This window comes from Vibrio sp. R78045 (assembly GCF_042466085.1).
In the GTDB taxonomy this organism is placed as follows: Bacteria; Pseudomonadota; Gammaproteobacteria; order Enterobacterales; family Vibrionaceae; genus Vibrio; species Vibrio cyclitrophicus.
Genome location: NZ_JAXHBS010000013.1, coordinates 1306255 through 1329995, shown reverse-complemented (window position 1 = coordinate 1329995; position 23741 = coordinate 1306255). Strand labels below are relative to the sequence as shown.

The window sequence follows — 23741 nt, the reverse complement described above, 5'->3', positions numbered from 1 at the left end:
GTGCTCCTTAATCTTGAGACAGTTTAGTGAAACGAAGGTTTAGTAACGCTAGTGCACCAACCAATAGGAAAATAAGCGTTGCGATAGCACTTGCTAGACCGAAGTCTTGGCCGCCGCCGCCTTCGAATGCAATTCGGTACGTGTAGCTTACAAGCAAGTCTGTGTAACCGGCTGGCTCAGAAGTACCAATCATGTTCGGGCCACCGTTCGTCAATAGTTGAATCATTACGAAGTTATTGAAGTTAAAGGCAAACGCTGCAATCAATAGCGGTGTAAGCGGCTTAATCATCAATGGGAATGTAATGCGCTTGAAGTTATCAAGGAAGTTCGCACCATCAATCGCTGACGCTTCGTATAAATCATCAGGAATCGCTTTAAGCAGACCCATACATAGAATCATCATGTAAGGGAAACCTAGCCATGTGTTAACCATCAACACCATGGTTTTCGCTAAGATAGGGTCTGAGAACCAGTTCGGGCTTAAGCCGAAGATATTCTCGAGCACCATGTTGATCTCACCAAAGCTTTGGTTGAATAGACCCTTAAAGATAAGAATCGAGATAAACGCGGGGACGGCGTAAGGCAGAATCAGTAGAACACGATAAATAGAACGACCTTTCAACTCTTCCCATTGCACGATATTCGCAAGCACAAGCCCGATAACAAGCGTGAACGCTACGGTACATACCGAGAAGATAACCGTCCAAATAAAGATGCTGATAAACGGTTCTTTAATACCGTCATCTTTCCATACACGCTCAAAGTTATGTGTGCCAATACTAACCACAAAACCTGGAGAGATGGTATTACCCGTAAACTCACCGTTTGTATCAACAGGTTGGTAGAAACCCACATCCATATTTGGCTTAAGAACTTCACCCGTTTCATTGTTGATTAACGTTTCTTCATCGTCTTGTAGCGTGTAAAGCGGAGCAACAGAAGCAAACTTACGTAAGCCACTCATGCGGATGTCACCACCGTCCGGTAGATTGAAATCAACACCACTGATCGCAGCTCGGTTTTGGATGATCGCTTTGATTTTCTCTTTTTCACCTTGCGCAGACTCGATGACAGATAGGTCCATCTCTGTTGCTGTCATATTGTCTAGAGAAAATACGTCAGTCGCTAACAGTTGGTCGCCATCTTTTACGACGATCTGGTGACCGTCATCTGTCTTGTACAAAGTAAATGGGTAGCTCTCACCGCTTTGGAAAGAACGGTCTAAAAGAACGGTTTGAGTACGCTCTAGAGAAAGCTGATTTTTCGCGCTGTAGTTAGTAAACGCAAGCCCTACGGTGTATGCCAATGGGAAAAGAATGAACAGGATCATTCCGGCAATACCTGGGTAAATATAACGGTGGGCGTAAGTTTTTTTACTACCAAAAATGTAAAGTGCCAAAGCCGTTAAGATCACTGTAAGCAGCGCAAAAGCGAGCTCACCGCGAGAATACATAAGAATTGTAGCGTAGCCGTTTATTAAGCCAACGCTACCAAGCAACCCCCATTTGATGAAGACGCTTTTACTGCCTGGAAGGCTTGATGGTGCTGGGATAGCATCTGTACCTTGAACTGACTGCATAGAGGAACCTGCTAGCGATATAGATAAAAAATAGAAAAGTAAGGAGAGGTTACCCCCTCCTTAAAAGGTAGTGCTTGGGTGTTACTTAACCATACGACCTTCAGCAGCTTTTAGTGCTTGGTCTACTGATTGACGGCCGTCAACTACGTTGCCGATCGCTTCTTCCATGCTGTACCAGAATGTTGTGAACTGAGGGATGTTAGGCATGATCTCACCGTTCATCGCGTTGTCCATTGTTGCTGCAATACGAGTATCGCTGTCTAGTTGACGTTGGAAAGAGTTAAGAGCAACAGCGCCTAGTGGCTTGTCGTCGTTCAGGCTCTTCATACCTTCATCTGTTAGCAGGTAGTTTTCCATGAACTCAACAGCTAGGTCTCGGTTTGGAGACGCAGTGCTGATACCACCCGCCCATACACCAACGAAAGGTTTAGACGCTTTACCGTTGAACTTAGGTAAAGTTGTTACGCCGTAATCTACGCCAGCTTTCTTGATGTTTTCCCAACCCCAAGGACCGTTGATTGTCATTGCAACGTTGCCCGCAACAAATTCAGACTCAGCAACTGAGTAATCCATGTCTGCAGAGATAACTTTGTCTTGTACCATCTTCTCGATGAAACCTAGAGACTTCTGAACACCCTCAGTCGCTACGCCCGCATCTTTAATATCGTAACCTTCTGCCGTCTGTTTGAATGCGTAACCGCCGTCAGCTGCAAGTAGAGGCCATGTGAAGTAAGCGCCGCCACGTAGAGGCCACATGATCGCTTTTTTACCATCTTTTTGAAGCTCAGCATCAAGTGCTGGGATTTCTTCCCAAGACTTAGGTGGGTTAGGAACAAGCGCTTTGTTATAAATTAGAGAAACTGACTCAACCGCTACAGGGTATGCGATTGTTTTACCTTCGTATGAAACAGCGTCCCATGCGAAGTCTACGATACCTTCTTTAGTTTCTTTAGAAGGTTTGATATCAACAAGAAGCCCCGCTTCTGCATAGCCGCCAAAACGGTCATGTGCGTAGAAAATCATGTCTGGGCCATCGCCAGCCGCTGCAACTTGAGAGAACTTCTCTTCTAGTTTGTCAGGGAAAGCGACTGTTACTTTAACACCAGTATCTTCTTCGAAGCGTTTACCTACTTCAGCCATGCCTTCATAAGCTTTGTCACCACCTACCCAGATAGTTAGTTGTCCTTCTTCGATAGCAGCATTTGCACCAAAAGAACCCAGAGCAACTATTGTACCTAGAGCTACAGCGCTTAGAGCGTTTTTCATGTGAATATCCTTTTTATATTTATACGTAGGGCACATCTACCAAGACGAGCCAGTTTTCAGGGCTTATGATCTGAGAAAATAGCCTCTAGCTCATCATCCTAGCCACTACGCCCTAGCTATTATGGCTTAAAATCGTGATCGCCATCCGGTCAGATTAGAGATTGGAGTCACAAAACACATACTCATCGTGATCGACATCACCGTTATGGCGTGGATTTATTTGAACTGGATCGCCAATTATTAATAACCCCATTTATCTACTCCTCCCCTACTACTCCCCCTCGTTAATTTTACGTTGGGAGGATGTACCGTTTCGCTAATTCATCGAAACTGCATTCATCCAAGAGTGGATAGTAAGAACCCTTTACCAGTAAGTGTTATGTGTAACAGCATTGTTCATTTAGTTGGCTTCACTGCCCGCTAGTGTCTTTATTAAGCATTGAGTTAAATCTGTGATTGAATCACGGGGGAGGTTTGGCTCGATGTGGGGGAAATAGACACCAGTTTGGCTATGACGGGTGGGCTTGGTTAAAGAAATCCAAGTCTCACCCACTTTTTTTCTTACTCACTCAATACTTACCAATTCCTACAGTTACTGCTGACCCGAAAATTTCTTATAATGATAAGCAGTAAAACTTAAAATTTGATCGATCGAGGACAAGCTAGATGGCGAGTGTCACGTTAAAAAACGTTTATAAATCATATGGTGATGTACAGATTTCTAAGGACGTAACCTTAGACATCAACGAAGGTGAATTCGTAGTATTCGTTGGACCATCAGGTTGTGGTAAATCGACGCTATTACGTTGTATCGCAGGTCTAGAAGACATTACGTCTGGTGATTTGTACATTGGCGACCAACGCATGAATGACGTTGAACCGTCAAAGCGTGGCGTGGGTATGGTATTCCAATCATACGCGCTTTACCCTCACCTTAACCTATACGACAACATGTCTTTCGGCCTCAAATTAGCGAACGCTAACAAAGCTGAAATTGATAAGCGTGTTGAACATGCTGCAGAAATCCTTCAGCTTGGTCACCTTCTTGAGCGTCAGCCTAAAGCCCTATCTGGTGGTCAACGCCAACGTGTTGCGATTGGTCGTACTCTGGTTTCTCAACCAAATGTATTCCTACTTGATGAGCCGCTATCAAACCTTGATGCTGCTTTACGTGTTCAAATGCGTTCGCAAATCACTAAACTACAACGTCAACTTGGTTGCACCATGATCTACGTTACCCACGATCAAGTGGAAGCGATGACTATGGCCGATAAAATTGTTGTTCTTGATGGTGGTTATGTATCTCAAGTCGGAAAACCGCTTGACCTTTACCACTACCCTCAAAACCGTTTCGTTGCTGGCTTTATTGGTTCGCCGAAGATGAACTTTATGTCTGTTCACATCGAGCAAGCGGAAGCTGAACGCGTATTGGTACAACTTTCAAACGGCATGACTTTCTGGATTCCAGTCGATGGTACCACTGTCAATGCAGGTGACCGTATGTCTCTGGGCGTTCGTCCTGAGCACTTATTGTCTGCTGAAACAGGTGATGCGACGATTGAAGCTGAAGTGATGATGGTTGAGAAGCTAGGTAACGAAACACAAGTTTACCTAAACCTCGAAAGTGCCGATGCTGACGTTATCTATCGCCAGCCAGACACGTTGACGATTGAGTCTGGTGACAAGCTAGCGATTGGTATTCCTGCACACCGTTGTCACTTGTTCCACAGTGACGGTCGCGCATGTCGTCGCCTATACAAAGAGTACGGCACAGACTAATCGGTTCCGCCTTTTAAGATATAACTTGCCCATATCCAATCCCTCTTACGTTGTAAGGGGGATTTTCTATTTAGGGCGACTAGTTTTACTTTCATTAAATCACCTCGCCAGCAACTCTATAAACGTATTCAATTTTTTATTGATAGCAATAAAAAAGGCCTAGCAAGCGCTAGACCTTTATCTATGAGTCAGGCTATAAGCCCAACCACCATTATCACTTCTTTGAGACATGCACCAGTCTAAATCAACTTAGTGAATTGGCGTATCATTCTGTTTGTTGAACTGGCCAAAATGCTTCTCTAACACTTCTGGCGTTAGTTTGCCTTCTGCTTCTAGTCGTTTGAACTCAGCGACGATCGCTTTTTGCTCTTCAAGTGATGGTAGTTTTACTTCTGGCTCATCACCCATTTCTTGAGTCATCTGCTCTAGTTCTTTTTCAAAATCGCTCATGATACTTACCTAAATATTAAATCTAACGAGATTTTACTCATTTACGACCTGTGATGCTAGAGCGATTGAGTCCAAAGCCCGAAACCAGATCAAGCGAACGTCAGTTTAAACACAGGGCTGGCTTGAAATTAGAAAGAGCTGGATTCACGATTAAATGAAGCCAGCTCTCTGTCAACGTCATTAGCTCAAGCAGTATTACAGCTTAAACGAGCCAACCATCTTATCTAGACGAGAAGAAAGGTCTCTAAGCTCTTGGCTCGCTTCTGCAAGCTGCTCGGCCGTACCCGTTGTCACTTCGTTGATTGCGTTGATCTCTTCAATGTTCTGGTTGATTGTATGAACTACGGTTGATTGCTCTTCCGTTGCCGTCGCCACTTGAGTGTTACGGTCTGTAATATCAACAATACGATCTGAAATGCCACTCAGCACATCTACCGCTTCATCCGACGCCGATACACCTTCAAGCGTGATCACCTTACCCGCACTCATTGCCGTTACTGCATCTTTAGCATCGCTTTGCAGTTGGTTGATCATCTTCTGAATCTCTTCCGTAGAATCTGCAGTGCGGCTTGCTAAGTTACGTACTTCATCTGCTACAACCGCAAAACCACGACCTTGCTCGCCGGCACGGGCTGCTTCAATCGCTGCGTTCAATGCGAGTAAGTTGGTTTGATCTGAAATATCGCGGATAACACCCAGAATAGAACCGATATCTTGAGTTGTAGAAGCAAGCTGTTCAACCACTTGACCCGTGCTTTCGATATCTTGCGCTAACCGACTGATCGCGTCTTTTGCTTTGTTTACAACAGAACGACCCACTTCAGTATTACCCGAAGCTTGCGTTGCCGTTTCTGCTGCTGTTGCCGCGTTCGATGCAATCTCGCTGATGGTCATACCCATTTCATTAATGGCAGCGACCACTTGAAGGGTTTGATCACGTTGCTCTTGGCTGTTGTCGTGGGTAATGTGTGCTTTGTTAGACACGCTCTCTGCCGCCACTTGCAGTGCTTGGCTAGTCGAACACACTTCTTTCATCGACTCGTGAATCTTTTCAATGAACCCGTTAAAGCCCTTTGAAAGCTGTGCAATTTCATCGTTACCTTTCACTTCAATACGCTGTGCAAGATCACCGTCACCTTCACCAAGGTCACCAAATCGCTTAGCCAAAAGCTTAATCGGTTGAGTAATGCTATTCGCAAGTACTACGCCCATTAGGATAAATACTAATGCCACAACCGCAGTCATGATCAGCATCTTTTGCGCTGTCGCATCGAGCTCTGCAAACACTTCACCAGTCGGAACTACACCAATAACAAACCAGTCCATTGAAGACACATACAAGCTCGCCACGAACAGCTCTTGGCCTTGGCTTTCAGTGGTAATCAGGTTAAAGCCCGATTTGTTCAGTAATTGACTTGCTTGAGGACCGTAGAGTTGTTGAAGTGAAGAGTCACTGCGTGAACGCTCGCGGTGAATTTGAACATCACCTTGGCTATCGGTTAAGAATACGAAGCCTGTATTTTCAATCTTGAAACCGTTCAGTAGGTTAACCATGTCATCCATCGACTTTGATAAACCTGACATTGCCAAACCAGAAGGCTGCTGATAGTTAGCAAACATCTTCACTTCGCCATTGGCTTCTTGGAACATGCTTACCATGGTTGGTTGTCCAGATTGCGTAAAGCCAAAGAACCAACCATCTTGTTGTTGGTTTAACTGACGTAGGAAACCATTTTGGTTCCAGTAGTAAGCAGTTTGACGGTTCGCCACTGAGGCATCGTTCAACTGATATTGGTTACGAACATTATTCAGTTGTTTAACCAGCTTGTTTTCTAATGCCGGATCGCGGTCGGTCGATTCGATAGCATCAGAAATAAATTCATTTGAAGCAATTTGCTCCGCTGCTAATAATAGCTGAGACACTTCACGGTCAATTTCACCATTGATTCGCTCCAACATTCCAGGAAGCTCAATATCGATCAGTCGATGACTCAATACATCTCTTGCTTGTTGTTGTGCCATCGCGCCGACAATTACTGTCGATGCAAGAACCGCAAAGGTAATGCCAAGTACAACTTTTTGCTTGATACTCAGAGAGTTAGTTTTGAACATATTTAGACCTTTAAAAAGAATCGCTCGTTGTTTGTAAACTTTGAACAGGACTTTGTTAACGCGCCCCAACAAAGTGATGCACAATCTGAGTTATATATCGGCCACAACCAATAAAACTGGAGACTTTTCTCTCAAAAAATTGCACATATGATGTAACAACCGAAATCATCCAAATTAAATATGAATTAACTAAGCCAATATCGTACTGTCGAGAGTCGGCTTTAGCTATCAGCCCTTAGATCTAACTGAACTCAAACAACTCCCCACAGCCAAGCTTTTGTATATAAAAACCAATTGATATAGTAATAATCACAACCTAACAATATTTTTAGCTAACCACTTGTAAATCTTTCCAATTTTGAAAAAATAAATTACGCAAATGCACTGGAACTTTTTGTTACAAATCAGTGACCAATACTCAAAATAAAATCAAATGGATACCCAGAGAGTCCAAAATGCACAAAACAAATTTCGAAGTCCTTCAAAACTATCTAGAGTCTCAAATCATTGGTCAAAAAGAGCTCGTTAAGCAACTGATGATCGCCCTTTTAGCGGATGGTCATATCCTCGTTGAAGGGCCTCCCGGCTTAGCAAAAACTCGCGCCGTAAAATCACTGGCTGATTGCGTTGAGGGGGATTTCCACCGCATTCAATTCACACCTGACTTACTGCCTGCGGACTTGACTGGTACCGATATTTTCCGACCAGAAACTGGGGAATTTACCTTCCAATCAGGCCCGATTTTCAACTCGCTTATTCTAGCGGATGAGATCAACCGTGCTCCGGCGAAAGTTCAAGCAGCAATGCTGGAAGCGATGGCAGAGAAACAAGTGACTGCCGGTCGAAAGACCTATGCTCTGCCTGAACTGTTTTTGGTAATGGCGACACAGAACCCAATTGAGCAAGAAGGGACATACCCTCTGCCAGAAGCCCAGTTAGACCGATTCTTGCTTCACCTTGAGGTCGAATACCCAGATATGGAAAGCGAGCTGGAGATCTTGCGCCTGAACCGAGGCGAAGCTCAAGGTAACGAATCTATTCAGCCACAACAGATATCTCAGCAAACGATCTTTGAAGCGCGCCAAGAAGTGCTCAACATTCATATGGCAGACACCATTGAGCAATACATCATCAGACTGGTTATGGCGACTCGCCAACCCAAGCAATACAGCGATCAACTTGATCAATGGTTAGATATGGGTGTCAGCCCACGCGCAACTATTGCTTTGGATCGCTGCGCGCGTGCTCACGCATGGCTTGCTGGCCGCGATTATGTAACGCCACAAGACGTTCAAGCGATGGCATTCCCTGTGTTACGCCACCGCCTGCTCCGTAGCTACCATGCTCAAGCTGAAGGCGTTACGGCCAATCAAGTCATCGCACATCTTATTTCATTGGTTGGCAGCGCATAAGGACACGCGTATGAATAATCAACTACCCAACTATAGTGACGGCGTCACGTTGAATTTGGATGAGCTGCTGCAATACAAAGCTCAGTCTGTTCGATGGTTGCCTCCAGCCAAGAGCCTTTGGTCTCAACTTAATGGTCAACACGAGAGTAACCACAAAGGTCGCGGGATGAATTTCTCTGAAGTTCGTCAGTACCAAGCAGGAGATGATATCCGAAGCATTGATTGGCGCGTCACAGCAAGAACGGGCAAGGCGCATACCAAGCTATTCTCTGAAGAAAGAGAGCAGCCTGTCATTTTGTTTTTGGATCTATCAAGCAGCATGATTTTCGGCTCAACCTTGTTGTTGAAATCAGTTCAACTTGCACACTTTACTAGCCAACTGTGCTGGCTCACTGTGGCTCAAAAAGACCGAATTGGCGCAGTAATAGATACTGGCAAAGAGATCATTGAAATCAAGCCCAGTGCGAGTAATCATGCGCCATTACGCATTCTTCAAAAAGTCATAGAAATCAATAATGCAGCGCTGACCAACCACGACAATCACAGCGAGACAACCTTAGAGCATGGACTGACATCTCTTCATCAGCTTTGTCCAAAAGGCAGTGATATTATTATCCTCAGTGACTTTGTACGCTACCAAGAAAGTAACTACTCACTTATCAGCCAAATACGCCGGCACAACAGAGTCCGCTTCGTGCATTTTCATGATCCATTAGAGCAAGGTGAAACCGCCTACAAGGGATCTAAACAAGTGACGGACGGCAGTAAAACTCAATGGTTTAACTTCTCCTCGAATAAAGAGAAGGAAAAACTTAACCACGCGTTTTCACTAAAGAAGAAGCAGTTGCAGAAACTTGGTTTATCTCTCGCGATACCTTATAGCTCGCTGTCTAGTGCACAGTCATTAATGAGCCAGATATCAGGAGTTCAGTCATGAATCAGCCCTTAGATTTGAGCCCTGTCATTGCACCAGATGCACCGACTTGGTGGCCTTTAGCGTGGGGTTGGTGGGCATTGATTATCACGGCTATTGCTCTGATCGCCTTAGTGTTTTTCATTGTAAAACGCAGACAAAACAACCAACACGCGAAGAACGAAGCACTTGCTCGTTTTCGTCATGGTCAGTCTCCAGATAGCTTGTCTCCGCGCACAGCTCAAGACATCGTTCGTCAGGCAGCACTAAGCTATTTCCCACGCGAAAAAATTGCAGGTCTAGCAGGTGATGATTGGTTGAAGTTCTTAGATGCGCAATTAGAGAAGCCGTTATTTGTAGCAAAACAATCCCAGTGGCAGCAAGCGCTCTATCAAGATGCAGCCTTAATGAACGACGAACAGAAAATGGATCAACAGCAATTGGTTAATGATTGCGAAACTTGGCTTCGTAAAGCCCTTCCTCCAAAGCGAGGTCGTTATGAGTGATTTTCTTAGCCCTATGTTTCTAAGCAGGGACTTGCTAAACATCGAGTTCGTTTGGTGGTGGATGTTCTTCATCGCGCCACTGCCGTTTCTCGTTTACTTGTTCTCACCAAAGTCAGAATCAAGCAATGCCCTAAGGCTTCCATTTCTGCCAGAAGACAGCCATACCAAAACACCGAGCAGTCGCTTACCAAAAGCGTTGTCAGTTATTATTTGGATTCTGCTGGTTACGGCGAGCGCTCGCCCTGTATGGTATGGCGAACCGGTGGAGTTTCAGCCGAAGCATCGTGATTTGATGTTGGTTGTCGACCTCTCCTACTCGATGAGCCAAGAAGACATGCAGTTCAATGGCGAATACATCGACCGCTTGTCGGCTGTGAAACGCGTATTGAGTGACTTTATTGATCGCCGTAAAGGCGACCGAGTCGGATTAGTACTATTTGCTGATCACGCCTACTTGCAGACCCCGCTTACGCTAGATAGAAATACGCTTTCACAACAGCTCAATCAAGCAGTGTTAAAGCTGATTGGTACTCAAACTGCGATTGGCGATGGCATTGGCCTTGCGACCAAGACCTTTGTTGATAGTAATGCGCCTCAACGTGTGATGGTACTACTCAGCGACGGCAGTAATACTGCAGGGGTGTTAGACCCATTAGAGGCCGCAGACATCGCAAAAAAATACGATGCGACCATATACACCGTCGGTGTTGGCGCAGGCGAAATGATGGTCAAAGAGTTCTTCATGACTCGTAAGGTCAATACTGCTCAAGACTTGGATGAACGCACGCTAATGGAAATAGCCAAACGCACTGGCGGTCAATACTTCCGTGCGCGTGACAGCAAAGAGCTGGCGACCATTTACGACACTATCAACCAGTTAGAACCCGTGACAAATGCCACCAAGGTTTGGCGACCACAACAAGAGTGGTTCGTATGGCCTTTGTCTGCGGCAATGTTCTTCGCATTTATGCTGTTAGCCATTAGGAGAAACAATGTCTAACTTTACTTTTATCTACCCATATTGGTTCTTAGCGCTTGTCGCGTTACCCGCGATTTGGTGGCTTAGTAAGAAGCAATCTAAGCAAGGGTTATTGGCGTCTCATATCGCTCGCTACTTGGCGCCAGAATCAAGCAAGCCATCAAAAAACCGCAGTACTTACTTTGGTATCTGGTGGATGATCGGTGTTATTGCATTAGCCGGCCCCAGCTTTCAAAACAATGAACAACCGAGCTTTGAAAAAACGCAGGCTCGAGTTGTGATGATGGACATGTCGATGTCTCTTTACGCTACCGACATAAAACCAAATCGCCTGACTCAAGCACGATACAAGGCTCTTGACCTGCTTTCGTTGTGGAAAGAAGGCTTAACAGGAATGGTCGCGTACGCTGGCGATGCTTACACCATTAGCCCGCTAACGTCCGACATCAACACCATCAAGAGCCAAGTGCCAAACTTGTCTCCGGATATTATGCCTTACCAAGGCAGCAACGCCCCCGCTGCGGTTAAGCTTGCCATTGAGATGATGACTCGCGCTCATATCTACCACGGTGACTTGGTATTGATTGCTGATGACATAGATGACCAAGAGAAGAAAGAGATCGACTCGCTGCTATCTGGTAGCAATTGGACGCTATCCATTTTAGCGGTGGGTACTGAAAGTGGCGCACCAATCTCTTTGCCAACAGGCTCAATGCTGCAAACCAACTCAGGGCAAACTGTGGTCGCGAGAACCCATTTAGAGAACATGCGCGACCTGACTCGCAGTTATGGTGGCACGTTCACTGAGGTTCAATTTGATAACTCAGATGTTGAACATATCGCCAGTTATCTCGACCGAGTTGCAACAACCTCTGAAGTGACCAAGACCAATAACTCACTCAACACGAGAGTCAACAATGGCTTCTGGCTTCTGCCATTCCTATTACTGCCCGCACTTGGGCTGTTTCGAAAGGGTGTTGTTTGGTGCGGATTAGCTGTGGTTTTGTCGTTCAGCCAACCGAATATCGCGTTTGCAAGCCCTTGGAAAACCGACGATCAGGTGGGTTATCAGCTTTATCAAGATGAAGACTTCCAACAAGCTGCAGAGCAGTTCCAACAACAAGAGTGGAAAGGCATCGCACAATACAAAGCCGGTGACTTCGAAGCTGCAGAGCAGACACTACAAGGTTTGAATGGCGAAGATGCTCGCTACAACCTTGCAAATGCACAGGCGCAGCAAGGCAAGTACGATCAAGCGATTGAAGAGTACCAACGTATTCTCGAAAACAACCCTGAACATGCTTATGCGAAGAAAAATCTAGAGCTTGTCGAACAGGCTCAGAAGCAACAGCAACAGCAACAGCAACAGCAAGACAATTCTGAGTCCAAAGACCAAAACGAACAAGGTCAGCAGGGTCAGCAGGGTCAGCAGGGTCAGCAGGGTCAGCAGGGTCAGCAGGGTCAGCAGGGTCAGCAGGGTCAGCAGGGTCAGCAGGGTCAGCAGGGTCAGCAGGGTCAGCAGGGTCAGCAGGGTCAGCAGAATGATTCTTCGCAAGATTCGCAGGATCAACAACAAAGCTCTGCAAACAATGAAAGCTCGCAAAACCAAACGAATAGCCAAACTCAAAGTACAAACCAACGGCAAGCCAAAAATCAACCGGATGAAAAAGTAGGTGAAGAAGACAGTAAGCGAGCAGCGCAATCTAAGCAGTCAGGTAAATCCGATCAGTCCGAAGAGCAAGACCAAAAGGATTCAAAACCTCAAAGTGCGAGCGCACAGCAAGCTTCAAACGAAAAAGGTGAAGGCGATGGTCGACAAGCTTTAGCGCAAACCTCAGATCAGCCGCTATCGAGCGATCCTGATATGCGAAAACTTGAGCAAGTAGAAAGCGCTCGTGACCCGAGCCAACTGCTTAAAGCGCAAATGATTCTACAAGCACGACAAAAAAGTGCTCCTAACAACCAAAACAAAAAGTGGTAACCATGCGATTTTTAAACAAGCCATTTTTATCAATGCTACTGACACTGCTAATCGGTGTTTTCTCGTCACATTCTGTATTCGCAGCGACCGCTGTTGCGAGCGTTTCGCAAAACAGTGTTACCAAAGATGAAGTCTTCCTACTTAGAGTGACGACCGATGAAAAAGTATCGTCTGGTGCTTTAGATCTAGCCCCCCTTCAAAAGGATTTCTATGTCGGTACCCCAAGCTTTGGGTCGTCGATGAGAATCGTAAATGGCAGCCGCACTGTGTCTAGCGAGTGGAACATTACCCTTGCCCCACTTCGATTAGGCCGATTGGAGATTCCTAGCTTTGATATTGAAGGCGCAAAAACCCAACCGATCACCATCAACGTTGCGGTTAATAAAGCAGCTCCAAAGCAGAGTGATATGGCCGAGTTTCAACTCGATCTCAGTAAAAACTCGCTATACCCACAAGAAGTGGCAGAGCTTGATGTAAAACTCATTATCAAGGCTGACCCGAGAAGACTACAAGATCCAAAAATAGCTCCGCCAAATTCACAAGGGTTGAAGGTAGATCCCATTGGTGAGTCAAAGCAGTATCAAGATGTTATCAACGGACAAGAAGTTACGGTGGTCCAACAGTCGTTCCATATCTCGTCCCAAAAGCCCGGACAGTTTAAGCTGAACGGACCAAAGCTGACAGGAGCCGTTGTTTACTCAACCAACAACTCAAGCACAACGCGCCTTTTCCAGCTCGACACGCCTGTTAAAACCTTAGATGTAGCCGTCAAAGAGGTGCCAAAAGGCTACCAAGGTGAGTGGTTACCAACATCAAACTTCAAACTGATACAACAATGGTCAGATAGCCAAGGCAATGAACTGGGGAGTAGCAATGCTTTAGGTGACGACAAGCAGAAAATTGAAATGGAAGCGGGTGATTCGTTAACTCGTACCATTACTATGACGGCTAGCAACTTAACGCAGCACCAACTGCCGAAACTGAATATCACCTACCCTAAAACGGTACGTGTTTATGAAGAAAAACCGAAATTTGGCACCACCCAATCCGGTGATGCTGTCGTTGTCTATAAGCAGGTACTAATCCCTAAGGAATCAGGAAGCATCTCTCTTCCTGATGTTTCTCAAGCTTGGTTTAACACAGACTCACAATCACAAGAAACCAGTAACGCTCTTGGTCTTGAGTTGTCGGTTCAGGCAAGTGAACGCGCTAGCTCAAGCTCGCCAACGCCTGTTATGGAGACACCAACTCAGCAAGCCAGCCCGACGATTGTTACCGTTGAAAACCCAGGAATGTGGCCTTATCTAACCGCGCTGTTTGCAGCATTATGGTTAATCAGCTCAGCGTTTGCTTTCTACTTCTGGTCACGCCGCGGTACAGTAGTAAAACCAAAGCAAAAAGATGAACGTCAATCCGATACGGCAGAAGCGCTTATTGCCGCTCTGAAAATGAAAGACGGTGTGAAGACGAGAACTTTGTTCGAACAGTGGAAAACAGAAAACCCAGACTTGAGTGGTGAAACGTTGGAAACAATCGAAGCCGAGCTCGCCAAGCTAAATCAGAGTCTCTACGCTGAAGCAGATTCACCAAATCAGTCATGGGATCCTAGATTGGCGATCAATACGATTAAAAAGCCAAAGCGACTTTCTAGTAAAACTCAGAAGAGCACACTAGAGAAGCTCTAACTATACGTAACTCTAACTAAAGTACATAGACAACAACCCGGAGCCGTGATGGTCACCATTTGACTACCACGGCTTCTTGTTTTCTTAGGCTTCGTTTTAAGAAAATAGAAATAACGAGAAAACCAAATCCGTTCGATTTCGTTAGAATTTGAAAGCTAGGGTCGAGACTAAGAGCTAAGAAAGCGTTGCCGAAACCTTTCTTCTCTTGAGTGCAGAAACAATTCGATTTCGACCTGAGTCTTTGGCTTGATATAAGGCTTTATCGGCCTTGCCATACAATAAATCGAAGTCGAATTGGCGTTGATCAGAGGTGATTGACGCATAACCGACAGACGCAGTTAGATATTGGCTAGTGCTGCTTTCACAATGGAGGATCTTAGCCTCTTCAATACATTTTCGAATCGACTCCGCACGTTGCTTGGTTTTGGAGTGATTGGTACCGATCATCAATAACATGAACTCCTCACCACCAATGCGGCAGAAGGTTTCTTTGTCATTGTAAACATGATCGTTTAATATTTTACCTATCGTGCGCAAAGCTGCGTCACCTTCCGTGTGACCATAAACACTGTTGTACAAACCAAAATGATCGAGGTCGACTAGGATCAGCCCGAAAGTGACTTCATGTTGTGTGACGAACGCCCCTTGGCCGTCACAATTTAGATCATCTAAAACCTGAGTCAACATACGGCGATTACCAAGGCGGGTCAGCGGATCGAGCTTAGATATCACTTCCAACTGTTGGTTCGCCAGTTCTAATTCTTTAGTTCGCTTGCTGACTTCTTGTTCCAATGTTTCGTTAAGCTTTTTGAGCTCTTCTTGTGCCATGGTTCTTTGCAGCACTTCAGCAAGACTTGAGGCAAAGATACGAATCACTTCACGTAATTGCGAGGTTAAAGGGCTACGAGTTAACAAGTTATCTGCAGCAATAAACGCAATAGGCTCACCCGTATTGGTTGTGAGCATCGTCATGGCTGTCCAACCGACACCCACAATATTGAAGTCGTGATAGATAGGTACTGACTCTTCAAAGGCGACTTGATTCGGACAAGCCCGAGCGGCAGCAACAATATCGCGCTCCACCAGCTCAGAACGGTAGTAAGACTCATCGACAATATCGCCTTTAATATCCGTGCCCCACGTACCTTGCATGTAGCTGCAATTTTTATCAGTAAGGAAAACCGCCAGTCGATCGATCCCTAGGTGTTGAATAGCAAAACTTACCGCTGACTTGCACACTTCGCTAACAGTATCACAGCGAGATAGCTCAACCATGCTTGAATGAAGCATGCGTATATTCTGCTCCTGCCGTTTACGAATGTAGATCTGAGAAAGAAGTGAACCAAATGACTCGAGCATTTGCTTTTGATAGTTGGTAATTGGCGAGCGGTGAATGTAATTGTCCATCGCGATCCAACCCACCGGTTTCTCTCCTTCACGCAAGATAAGCATACCATTCCAGCCCTGCCCAACCACTTGCCCAGCGGTGTATAACGGAGCTTGCTCAATGATAACTAAATTGGTGTGATTATCCGACAATGCCTCAATGTACTCTGATTCTAACTGATGTAAATCATACTGAGTATGATGCTCACTGTTTGTTTTACCCGCTTCATCAGTGCCATACGTTCCACTAAAACAGCGCTTTTTCATATCCAGTAGCATGAAAATAGCTCGGTCAAAACCAAGCCTATCTCGAACAGCCTCAACAGAAGCTTTATACAAGGCATCCAAAGATTCTGGGTTAGAAAGTTCTAACGCCACCTGGTGAACCAATTTCATGTTCTCTACGAACAATTCACGGAGCTTAATTTCATCAAGATATTGAGCTTCTCGTGTGTCTCTGTGTTTTATCTCAGTGGCTGCATTCTTTTCAGCACGAATACATTGCCAACGAGCTGCTGCTAACTGTAGGACATCAAGCCCTTGGTTAAAGGTTTGATTGACCTTTTCTGTATCGCAATTTTGAACAATTAAATAAGTTCTACAGGCAGGCGCATTATCAAGCATCATGATAAATGACTCGCCACCCAACACGTCGATATGTTCCCACTTGCACGTATTGATAGCCATAGGCAGCACACCGTCAGCGGTATCGAACTGGGAAATCCAAGGCCAAAAGGTTGAAGGGTAATGAACAAGAGCAGTTAACTCGCCACAAGAAAATAGAGGTAATGAATCACTTTGCGGTGTTGGTTCCGAGAATATGCCAATTCCTTTGGGAGTCAGCACCTCCTCAAGGTAATCAAAAAGAGATTCAGCTAATAAACGGTGGTCGCGTGTTGCAGATATTTGTTTTGCAAAGGCTTTAACAGGCACAACTTCCGTCCATTGGCTAAAAAGAATAAAGCAAAAATACAGAAGCCTTGATATGCAATCAATGTAAGTAAAAATGAGATGTTAAGCGAGTCGCAATTTCGCTTTTAACATTATCACAAGCATGAGAAGGGCGACAAAAATGGGATTTCCTGCCCAATTTTCAATCGACGTTGGAGGTTTTTTAAAGGCATAAAAAAGCCCCACATAAAGTGGGGCAAAACTTCCATCGCTTATAGTTATAGTGATAATTCTGTCGATCGATTCGATTATCTAACCTGGTTTCAGTTAGCGTGCTTTGGTATATGACAGCGGAAACAAAAGGTCATAACAACACTTAAATAATCAATTAACCAAAGTCACCGTTTACGTAACCTTTGGTACGATCATCTTTGGGTTCGCTGAAGATAACACTTGTTTCGTTGTGCTCTACAAGCTCTCCCATTAGGAAGAAAGCTGTTCGGTCTGAAATACGACGCGCTTGCTGCATAGAGTGCGTTACGATAACGATAGTGAAATTCTTCTTCAGGTCTTCCATCAACTCTTCAATTTTATGAGTCGCAATTGGGTCGAGTGCTGATGTAGGTTCATCCATCAAAATCACATCAGGTTGCATCGCGATTGTACGAGCAATACACAAACGTTGTTGTTGACCACCCGATAGGCCGAATGCGTGTGCTTTCAAACGGTCTTTCACTTCATCCCACAGCGCAGCACCACGAAGTGAACTTTCAACCACTTCATCAATATACTTTTTGTCTTTAATACCCTGAGCACGTAAGCCGTAAGCGACATTTTCGTAAATGCTCATTGGGAATGGATTGGGCTTTTGGAAAACCATGCCCACTTTGATACGTAGGTCTGCAACATCGATATTGCCGTAGATGTTGGTACCGTCCATTTCAAGAAGGCCTGTGATTTTCACACCCTCGATAAGGTCATTCATTCGGTTAAGGCAACGCAATAATGTTGATTTACCACAACCCGACGGACCGATCAAAGCCGTCACTTGACGCTCTGGCACTGGTAAATTAATTGATTTAAGTGCTTGGTTGTCGCCGTAAAAAAGGTCTAAATCTTTAATATTAAATTTGTTCATATTCGTAATCTCGTAATTCGTCAAAGTCTGTACTGCGTTTGTTTTATGAGCTCATTTGGCTCAAGAAAGCTCTGCTTAGTAAGTTGCAGTGTTAAAACGTCTTGCGATCAACTTAGTGAGTGTGTTGATCAGCAGTACAAGAACAATCAGTACTGTTGCTGTGCCGTATGCTTGATTCCATTCTTCAATGGTAAACAGTTCCGTCGTTAACTTATATAAGTGAACAGTTAGTGTACGGCCAGAGTCCATCAATGAATCTGGGATACGAGCAACCATACCAGCGGTCAAGAATACGGGTGCTGATTCACCAATAACACGACCAATACTCAGAATAACTGAAGTGATGATACCTGGCATTGCACTTGGAAGAATCAAACGCCAGATTGTGTAGATTTTAGAAGCACCCAACCCATACGAACCTTCACGGTAAGTTTGAGAGACTGCCATCAACGCTTCTTCAGTGGTACGAATAATCACTGGAAGAATCAGGATACTCAATGTCAACGCACCCGATAGGATAGAGAAACCTAAACCTAAAATAGCCACGAAGAATGTCATACCAAACAAGCCAAAGATAATCGACGGTATGCCCGCTAATGACTCGGTACAAAAACGAATGATTTTAACTAAACGGCTGCCTACTTTTGCGTATTCAGTCAGATAGATTGCTGTCATGATGCCAAGCGGCGCCGCAACCGCGATCGAAGCGATAACCATGTAAATCGTAGAGATGATCATCGGGAAAATACCGTGCTCATCACCAGTACGAGTGTAATCGTCAGTAATGAACTTCCAATCAACGTGCTGTAGACCGTTAGAAAGGATGTACCACATTATCCAAAATAAGAAGCCCACAGTAAGAGCAGCAGCAGCCCAGATAAAGCCACTCAATACCGCATCTTTACGTGCGCGAGCTTTCTTTAGCGCAACTTTATTCATCGTTTTACCTTGCGACTTCGTAGGGTTAGCTTGAGGTGTTACGTTATTTTCTAAAGACATGATGTTTACCTCGCCTTCTCACGGTTCAAGTAAAGTAGAATCGCGTTCAGAGACATGATGAACACAAGGAGAACAACACCCGTTGCGTACAACGCACTTGCGTGAATACCACTTGCGTAAGACATTTCAATCGCAATATTCGCCGTCAGTGTACGAGCTGAATCTAAAATACCTTCAGGCATCGCTGGTGCATTACCCATCACCATAATGATTGCCATCGTTTCACCTAATGCACGACCAATACCAAGAATCACACCAGTCATGATGCCTGAACGAGCAGCAGGAACGAGAAGCTTGAAGATGGTAAAGATTTTTGAAGCACCTAACGCTAAAGAGCCTTCTTTATACGTTCTTGGCACCGCGCGAATTGATGTTTCAGAAACTGTGATTACCGTAGGAAGGATCATTACACCCAATACAATAATACCAGCCAAGATCGTGTTACCCGCAGGCACTTGAAACACATTTTGAATCAGGGGAACGATAATAACGAGGCCAAAGAAGCCATAAACTACCGAAGGGATGCCCGCTAGCAATTCAACAGCAGGACGAATGATGTCTGCTAGACGCTTTGGCGCGATTTCAGCAATGAAGATTGCCGTTAATACACCAATAGGCACCCCAACTACTACCGCACCCAATGTCGATACGACAGAAGCTACAATCATGGTAGCAACACCGTAAAGTGCTGGTGGTAGCCAGTTTTGCCCTAAAACGATACCTGATAGGCCCGCTTCACGGAATGCTGGGATACTTTCTCTAACGATGAAGTAAGCAATAACAGCAAGAGATACGATGCCGATAATTGCGCTTGTAAGAAATAAGCCGTGAAAAATACGCTCTTTCCAATCTACACGCTTCTTTTGACGTAAGCTGCGTTTCAGTTGAGTCGCTTCGCTATTCATAAGCTGTTCACTATTCGTTGCGATGGTCATAACAAGTCTCACATATCGATAATCCTCAACACGCTATGTAAGCGCAGGATTAACTCGAAGTGGGATAGAAAAGGCTCAGCCTGAAAAGGTAGGCTGAGCAATATTATTAATTTGGGTTTAGATTAGTTAACTGCGATGTAGCCTTTGCTCTCAACAAGAGACTGAGCTTCGTCAGTTAGCATCCAATCTAGGAACTTTTGAGTTTCAGCAGAAGGTTGACCTTCTTTGTAAAGCACTAGGAAAGGACGAGCCACTTTGTAAGAACCGTTCTTAACGTTGTCTACTGATGCTTCAGTACCGTCGATAGCAAGTGCGTTAACTGAGCTATCCACTGTACCTAGAGAGATGTAGCCGATTGCGTAAGGGTTAGATGCAACCATTGTTTTTAGTGCGCCATTGCCGTTCGCAACTTGAGCACGTTGAGAGATTGCCGATACCTTTGTACCAGAAATTTCCATTTTAAGAGCCATGATGTCTTCGAATGCACCACGAGTACCAGATGCCGTATCACGAGTGATTGCTACGATTGGCTTGTCTGCACCACCAACGTCTTTCCAGTTTGTTACTTCACCCTTGTAGATAGCCGTTACTTGCTCAGCTGTTAGTCCGTCAAGACCATTCTTAGGGTTAACAACAACTGCGATACCGTCACGAGCAACCACTTCTTCAACGAGTGTTGCTTCTTTCTCGCTATCTTTAAGATTACGAGAAGACATACCTAAATCTGCACTACCGTTCTTAGCTGCTTTTACACCAGCAGAAGAACCTGGGCCTTGTACTTCAACAAATACGTTTGAATTCGTTTTCATGTATGTTTCAGAGAAAACTTCCATCAGTGGAGTCACGCTGCTTGAACCAACTGCTGAAATAGTTTCTTTAGCTGAAGCTGGAGTCACTGTTAGTGCACCTAAAAGAGCGATTGCACCGATAACTGTCTTTTTCATCACAAATTTCCTTTAATGGCGTTATTGCCGTAATGTTGTGTTTTGCTTGAACGGTGCCCACTTTAGAATCCAAATATGACAGTTGTGTTTCACTTAATTGAAGCCTATATGACAACTGCAAATTAATGGCTCATTTTTCCTCTTTTTAATGAATCGGTAGTTACACATCCATCAGGTTCGCTTATCTCCACACTTATTTGTGTAGAATTCAGACGCCAAACAACCAACCTCCCTTCTATTTATATCGAACGACAACCAATATATTTCTATGTTTTTCAATCAAATAGGCGTAACACAATTGAGAGTAATGTGCAGCTAAATCGCAATTTTGAACAATAAACAATCATGTATATCAAATACCTATCGCATATAACAAAATGAATACCTTTACTGATTGAATTGTCAGTCTCATTAGTTAGAATCCCCAATCAATTTTAATAATAATAATTCTCATCTACTAAATTATTCAAAGAGGGACATTAAATGCGCCAACTTCTCAGTGGCTTATCTATAAAAATACAGATCCTTATTCCGGTTCTATTTTCCGTCGTCTTATTATTGGCTGGCGTCATTATCGGTGGGGATAAACTCGAAAGTGCTTTTAAAGATGTGTCAGTTTCAACCGATGAGTTGATCCTACATAAAGAAGAACTCAGTGAAATCGTCGACAACAGTTACGGTATGCGTATCAAAGCGATTTACAGCTTATTTAATGCAGACGATGTGAAAACCTTAGTTGAGACACTAAACCAAAAACGTGACCAAAATGCGCGTCTATTAGATTCATTGAACACCGTTACAGGGATGCAGGAAGAAGTCACTGCAATGCGTAAAGCGATGAATCACTATGTCGATTTTTCTCGTATCACCATGCTCCCTCTCTTGACCGCAAAACACGGCAATACAGCGCTTCCCTCTAATTTTGATGCCAGTTACCAAACCGCTATCGACCAATACCGTCACGCGGGAAATGAAATGGTACAAGCTATCAATACTCTTTCTAAAAAGCTGAATCACATTGCTACCCAAGAAGTCCACATCAACGGTCAACAACATACCAGCACGCTCGATACAGCGACGATCGCACTTTTAGTCATACTTTCTGCTGCTCTGCTTATTAGTTGGACACTGGCTGGTGTCATCGTTACACCAATCAGTAATATTCAGGAAACCATGCGTGAAGTGGCAAAGGGCAACCTGTTAGTTAAAGCAGATGAACAAGGTAACAATGAAATTTCACGTCTTGCACAAGACGTAAACCAATCTGTTGAACAACTGCGAGACACCGTAAGTTCACTATCTCGGATCAGTATCGAAGTGGCGTCAGCATCGACAGAGCTCGCGGCTGTAATGACACAATCAAGCGCAAACTCAGATCAAGAGAAGCAAGAAGTGGAGCAAGTTGCTTCTGCTGTAAACCAACTTGAGAGCACAGCATCGCACGTAAACGAGAATGCAGTACAAGCCGACTCAGCTTCCAAGCAAGCCGACGAAATGGCAACACACAGCATGAGCTTGTTTAATGAGAGCAACCAAGCTAATGAGCAAATGGCGACTCAGCTGAGCGAAGCGGCAAACGTTGTAGGCACGTTAAAAGAGCACTCCGAGCAGATTGGTAAGGTAATTGAAGTAATTCAAAGCATCTCTGAGCAAACTAACCTTCTTGCACTTAATGCAGCAATCGAAGCCGCACGAGCTGGTGAGAGTGGCCGTGGTTTCGCAGTGGTAGCCGATGAAGTTCGAATGCTGGCTGCTCGTACGCAAGATTCAACCAAAGAGATCCAAGCAATTATCGAAGGCTTGCAGGTTCAATCGGGTAACGCCAATGAGAGCATGAGCAGTTCACTGTCTATGTTAGAGCACAACCAAACGCTCTCAGGTGAGGTGAGTGCAGCCCTTTCTGGTATTGCTAACTCAGTAACCGACATGACAGAAATTAACACTCAGGTTGCCTCTGCCGCAGAAGAACAAAGCCAAGTGACTGCAGACATCAACCGTAATATCTCAAACATCTACAGCCTAGTAAGCCAAAACGTAACCGGTATTACTCAAGCCGCAGCAGCGAGCCACGAGCTATCTAACTTAGCCGAGCAGCAAAAGCAGCAGTTGGATTATTTTAAGGTATAGGGTTTAAAGTCTAAGCTTCAGATCTAAGTTAAGACCTATATGCCAGAACCTAAAAGGCCGTGGAAAACCACGGCCTTTTTATTTACGCATTAAGAACTAAATCATTCTGCAACTAACAAGACGCTAAATTTATATTGTGCGGCGTTGTACTGGTAAACCTCACCATTAATCGAATCAAACGTCATCACGCTCTGACCATCACTCGCAGGAGTTGAACTCCATATATAAACGGCTAAGTTTCCAGCTTCAACGTTAAACGTATCACCAAACACCTTGTGACTCATTGCTGGAGAGTGACAAGCCACTTCTTTTAATGACACTAATTCTTTGATGTTTGGCATGCGCCACTCTTTTTCACCACCGAACTTATGCAACGCATGACTGCCACTCTGATCATTGATTGATTCAACCATAGAGAGCGCACTCTGCCAGTGATACGTTTCAGCAGGCCCACTACAAGCTAATGTCTTCGTATCCCAAGTTTTACCCAGTTGGCAACGCATCCAAGTTAACCCTGTCAGTTCATCGCTAAACGTCCCATTATCATTCGCAACATAACGCGTGCTCGGAGCCGATTTTTCCATATCTAAACTGCACTCTTGTGCCATTGCACCCGCAGAAAACAGAGCCATTAAAGTGATGGAGAGTAAATTTTTCAT

18 protein-coding genes are annotated in these 23741 nt (G+C 44.7%); 8 read left to right on the top strand and 10 right to left on the bottom strand.

From position 1 onward, the window contains the following. Positions 1 to 7: 7 nt before the first annotated feature. Together malF and malE are read right to left on the bottom strand one after the other, a co-directional pair. The gene (malF, locus tag SJY39_RS16430; RefSeq protein WP_010431449.1) at positions 8 to 1579 is read right to left on the bottom strand and encodes a maltose ABC transporter permease MalF; all 1572 of its coding nucleotides are present in this window, start codon (positions 1577 to 1579) and stop codon (positions 8 to 10) included. 81 nt (positions 1580 to 1660) lie between these two features. Then, positions 1661 to 2845, bottom strand: coding sequence for a maltose/maltodextrin ABC transporter substrate-binding protein MalE (malE, locus tag SJY39_RS16425; protein ID WP_010431451.1), 1185 nt, complete (start codon positions 2843 to 2845; stop codon positions 1661 to 1663). 666 nt (positions 2846 to 3511) lie between these two features. Here malE and malK point away from each other — a divergent pair. Continuing rightward, positions 3512 to 4624 carry a maltose/maltodextrin ABC transporter ATP-binding protein MalK gene (gene malK / locus SJY39_RS16420; protein WP_010431455.1) on the top strand — a complete coding sequence of 371 codons (1113 nt, stop codon included), beginning with the start codon at positions 3512 to 3514 and terminating at the stop codon, positions 4622 to 4624. 249 nt (positions 4625 to 4873) lie between these two features. On the opposite strand, the gene SJY39_RS16415 is transcribed toward malK, so the two are convergent. Beyond that, on the bottom strand, positions 4874 to 5074 hold the full coding sequence (locus SJY39_RS16415) for a hypothetical protein (RefSeq protein ID WP_010431457.1): 201 nt from the start codon (positions 5072 to 5074) through the stop codon (positions 4874 to 4876). A gap of 195 nt (positions 5075 to 5269) precedes the next feature. Further along, the gene (locus tag SJY39_RS16410; RefSeq protein WP_010431461.1) at positions 5270 to 7186 is read right to left on the bottom strand and encodes a methyl-accepting chemotaxis protein; all 1917 of its coding nucleotides are present in this window, start codon (positions 7184 to 7186) and stop codon (positions 5270 to 5272) included. Between the two features lie 455 nt (positions 7187 to 7641). On the opposite strand from SJY39_RS16410, the gene SJY39_RS16405 reads away from it, so the two are divergent. The 6 genes from SJY39_RS16405 to SJY39_RS16380 are packed head-to-tail and all read left to right on the top strand — an operon-like array spanning position 7642 to position 14662. Continuing rightward, positions 7642 to 8598 carry a MoxR family ATPase gene (locus tag SJY39_RS16405; protein WP_016767410.1) on the top strand — a complete coding sequence of 319 codons (957 nt, stop codon included), beginning with the start codon at positions 7642 to 7644 and terminating at the stop codon, positions 8596 to 8598. Positions 8599 to 8608: 10 nt separating this feature from the next. Further along, positions 8609 to 9535, top strand: a complete 927-nt coding sequence (locus SJY39_RS16400) for a DUF58 domain-containing protein (protein WP_016787329.1) — start codon at positions 8609 to 8611, stop codon at positions 9533 to 9535. Next, complete coding sequence (locus SJY39_RS16395; RefSeq protein ID WP_016767409.1) at positions 9532 to 10017, top strand: DUF4381 domain-containing protein; 486 nt, start codon at positions 9532 to 9534, stop codon at positions 10015 to 10017. Before SJY39_RS16400 ends, SJY39_RS16395 begins: the two co-directional genes overlap by 4 nt. After that, positions 10010 to 11017, top strand: coding sequence for a VWA domain-containing protein (locus SJY39_RS16390; protein ID WP_016791067.1), 1008 nt, complete (start codon positions 10010 to 10012; stop codon positions 11015 to 11017). The genes SJY39_RS16395 and SJY39_RS16390 overlap by 8 nt, the downstream gene beginning before the upstream one ends. After that, a complete protein-coding gene (locus SJY39_RS16385; protein ID WP_390242261.1) occupies positions 11010 to 12977 on the top strand; it encodes a VWA domain-containing protein in 1968 nt (655 codons plus the stop codon). The genes SJY39_RS16390 and SJY39_RS16385 overlap by 8 nt, the downstream gene beginning before the upstream one ends. A gap of 2 nt (positions 12978 to 12979) precedes the next feature. Then, positions 12980 to 14662 (top strand): BatD family protein, encoded by a 1683-nt coding sequence (locus SJY39_RS16380; RefSeq protein ID WP_016793210.1) that lies wholly within the window; start codon positions 12980 to 12982, stop codon positions 14660 to 14662. Between the two features lie 174 nt (positions 14663 to 14836). On the opposite strand, the gene SJY39_RS16375 is transcribed toward SJY39_RS16380, so the two are convergent. The 5 genes from SJY39_RS16375 to SJY39_RS16355 all read right to left on the bottom strand — a co-directional run bounded on the left by SJY39_RS16375 (position 14837) and on the right by SJY39_RS16355 (position 20955). Next, the gene (locus SJY39_RS16375; RefSeq protein ID WP_010431504.1) at positions 14837 to 16981 is read right to left on the bottom strand and encodes a GGDEF domain-containing protein; all 2145 of its coding nucleotides are present in this window, start codon (positions 16979 to 16981) and stop codon (positions 14837 to 14839) included. A gap of 346 nt (positions 16982 to 17327) precedes the next feature. Then, entirely contained in the window at positions 17328 to 18077 is a 750-nt protein-coding gene (pstB, locus tag SJY39_RS16370) for a phosphate ABC transporter ATP-binding protein PstB (protein WP_016793211.1), read from the bottom strand. 75 nt (positions 18078 to 18152) lie between these two features. Next, positions 18153 to 19016, bottom strand: coding sequence for a phosphate ABC transporter permease PstA (pstA, locus tag SJY39_RS16365; RefSeq protein WP_010431509.1), 864 nt, complete (start codon positions 19014 to 19016; stop codon positions 18153 to 18155). Positions 19017 to 19081: 65 nt separating this feature from the next. After that, entirely contained in the window at positions 19082 to 20011 is a 930-nt protein-coding gene (gene pstC / locus SJY39_RS16360; RefSeq protein ID WP_010431512.1) for a phosphate ABC transporter permease subunit PstC, read from the bottom strand. Between the two features lie 122 nt (positions 20012 to 20133). Next, a complete protein-coding gene (locus tag SJY39_RS16355) occupies positions 20134 to 20955 on the bottom strand; it encodes a phosphate ABC transporter substrate-binding protein (RefSeq protein ID WP_010431515.1) in 822 nt (273 codons plus the stop codon). 483 nt (positions 20956 to 21438) lie between these two features. Between SJY39_RS16355 and SJY39_RS16350 the strand changes: the two genes are divergently transcribed. After that, positions 21439 to 23082, top strand: coding sequence for a methyl-accepting chemotaxis protein (locus SJY39_RS16350; protein WP_016793212.1), 1644 nt, complete (start codon positions 21439 to 21441; stop codon positions 23080 to 23082). Positions 23083 to 23183: 101 nt separating this feature from the next. On the opposite strand, the gene SJY39_RS16345 is transcribed toward SJY39_RS16350, so the two are convergent. Then, the gene (locus SJY39_RS16345) at positions 23184 to 23741 is read right to left on the bottom strand and encodes a DUF1566 domain-containing protein (protein WP_010431524.1); all 558 of its coding nucleotides are present in this window, start codon (positions 23739 to 23741) and stop codon (positions 23184 to 23186) included.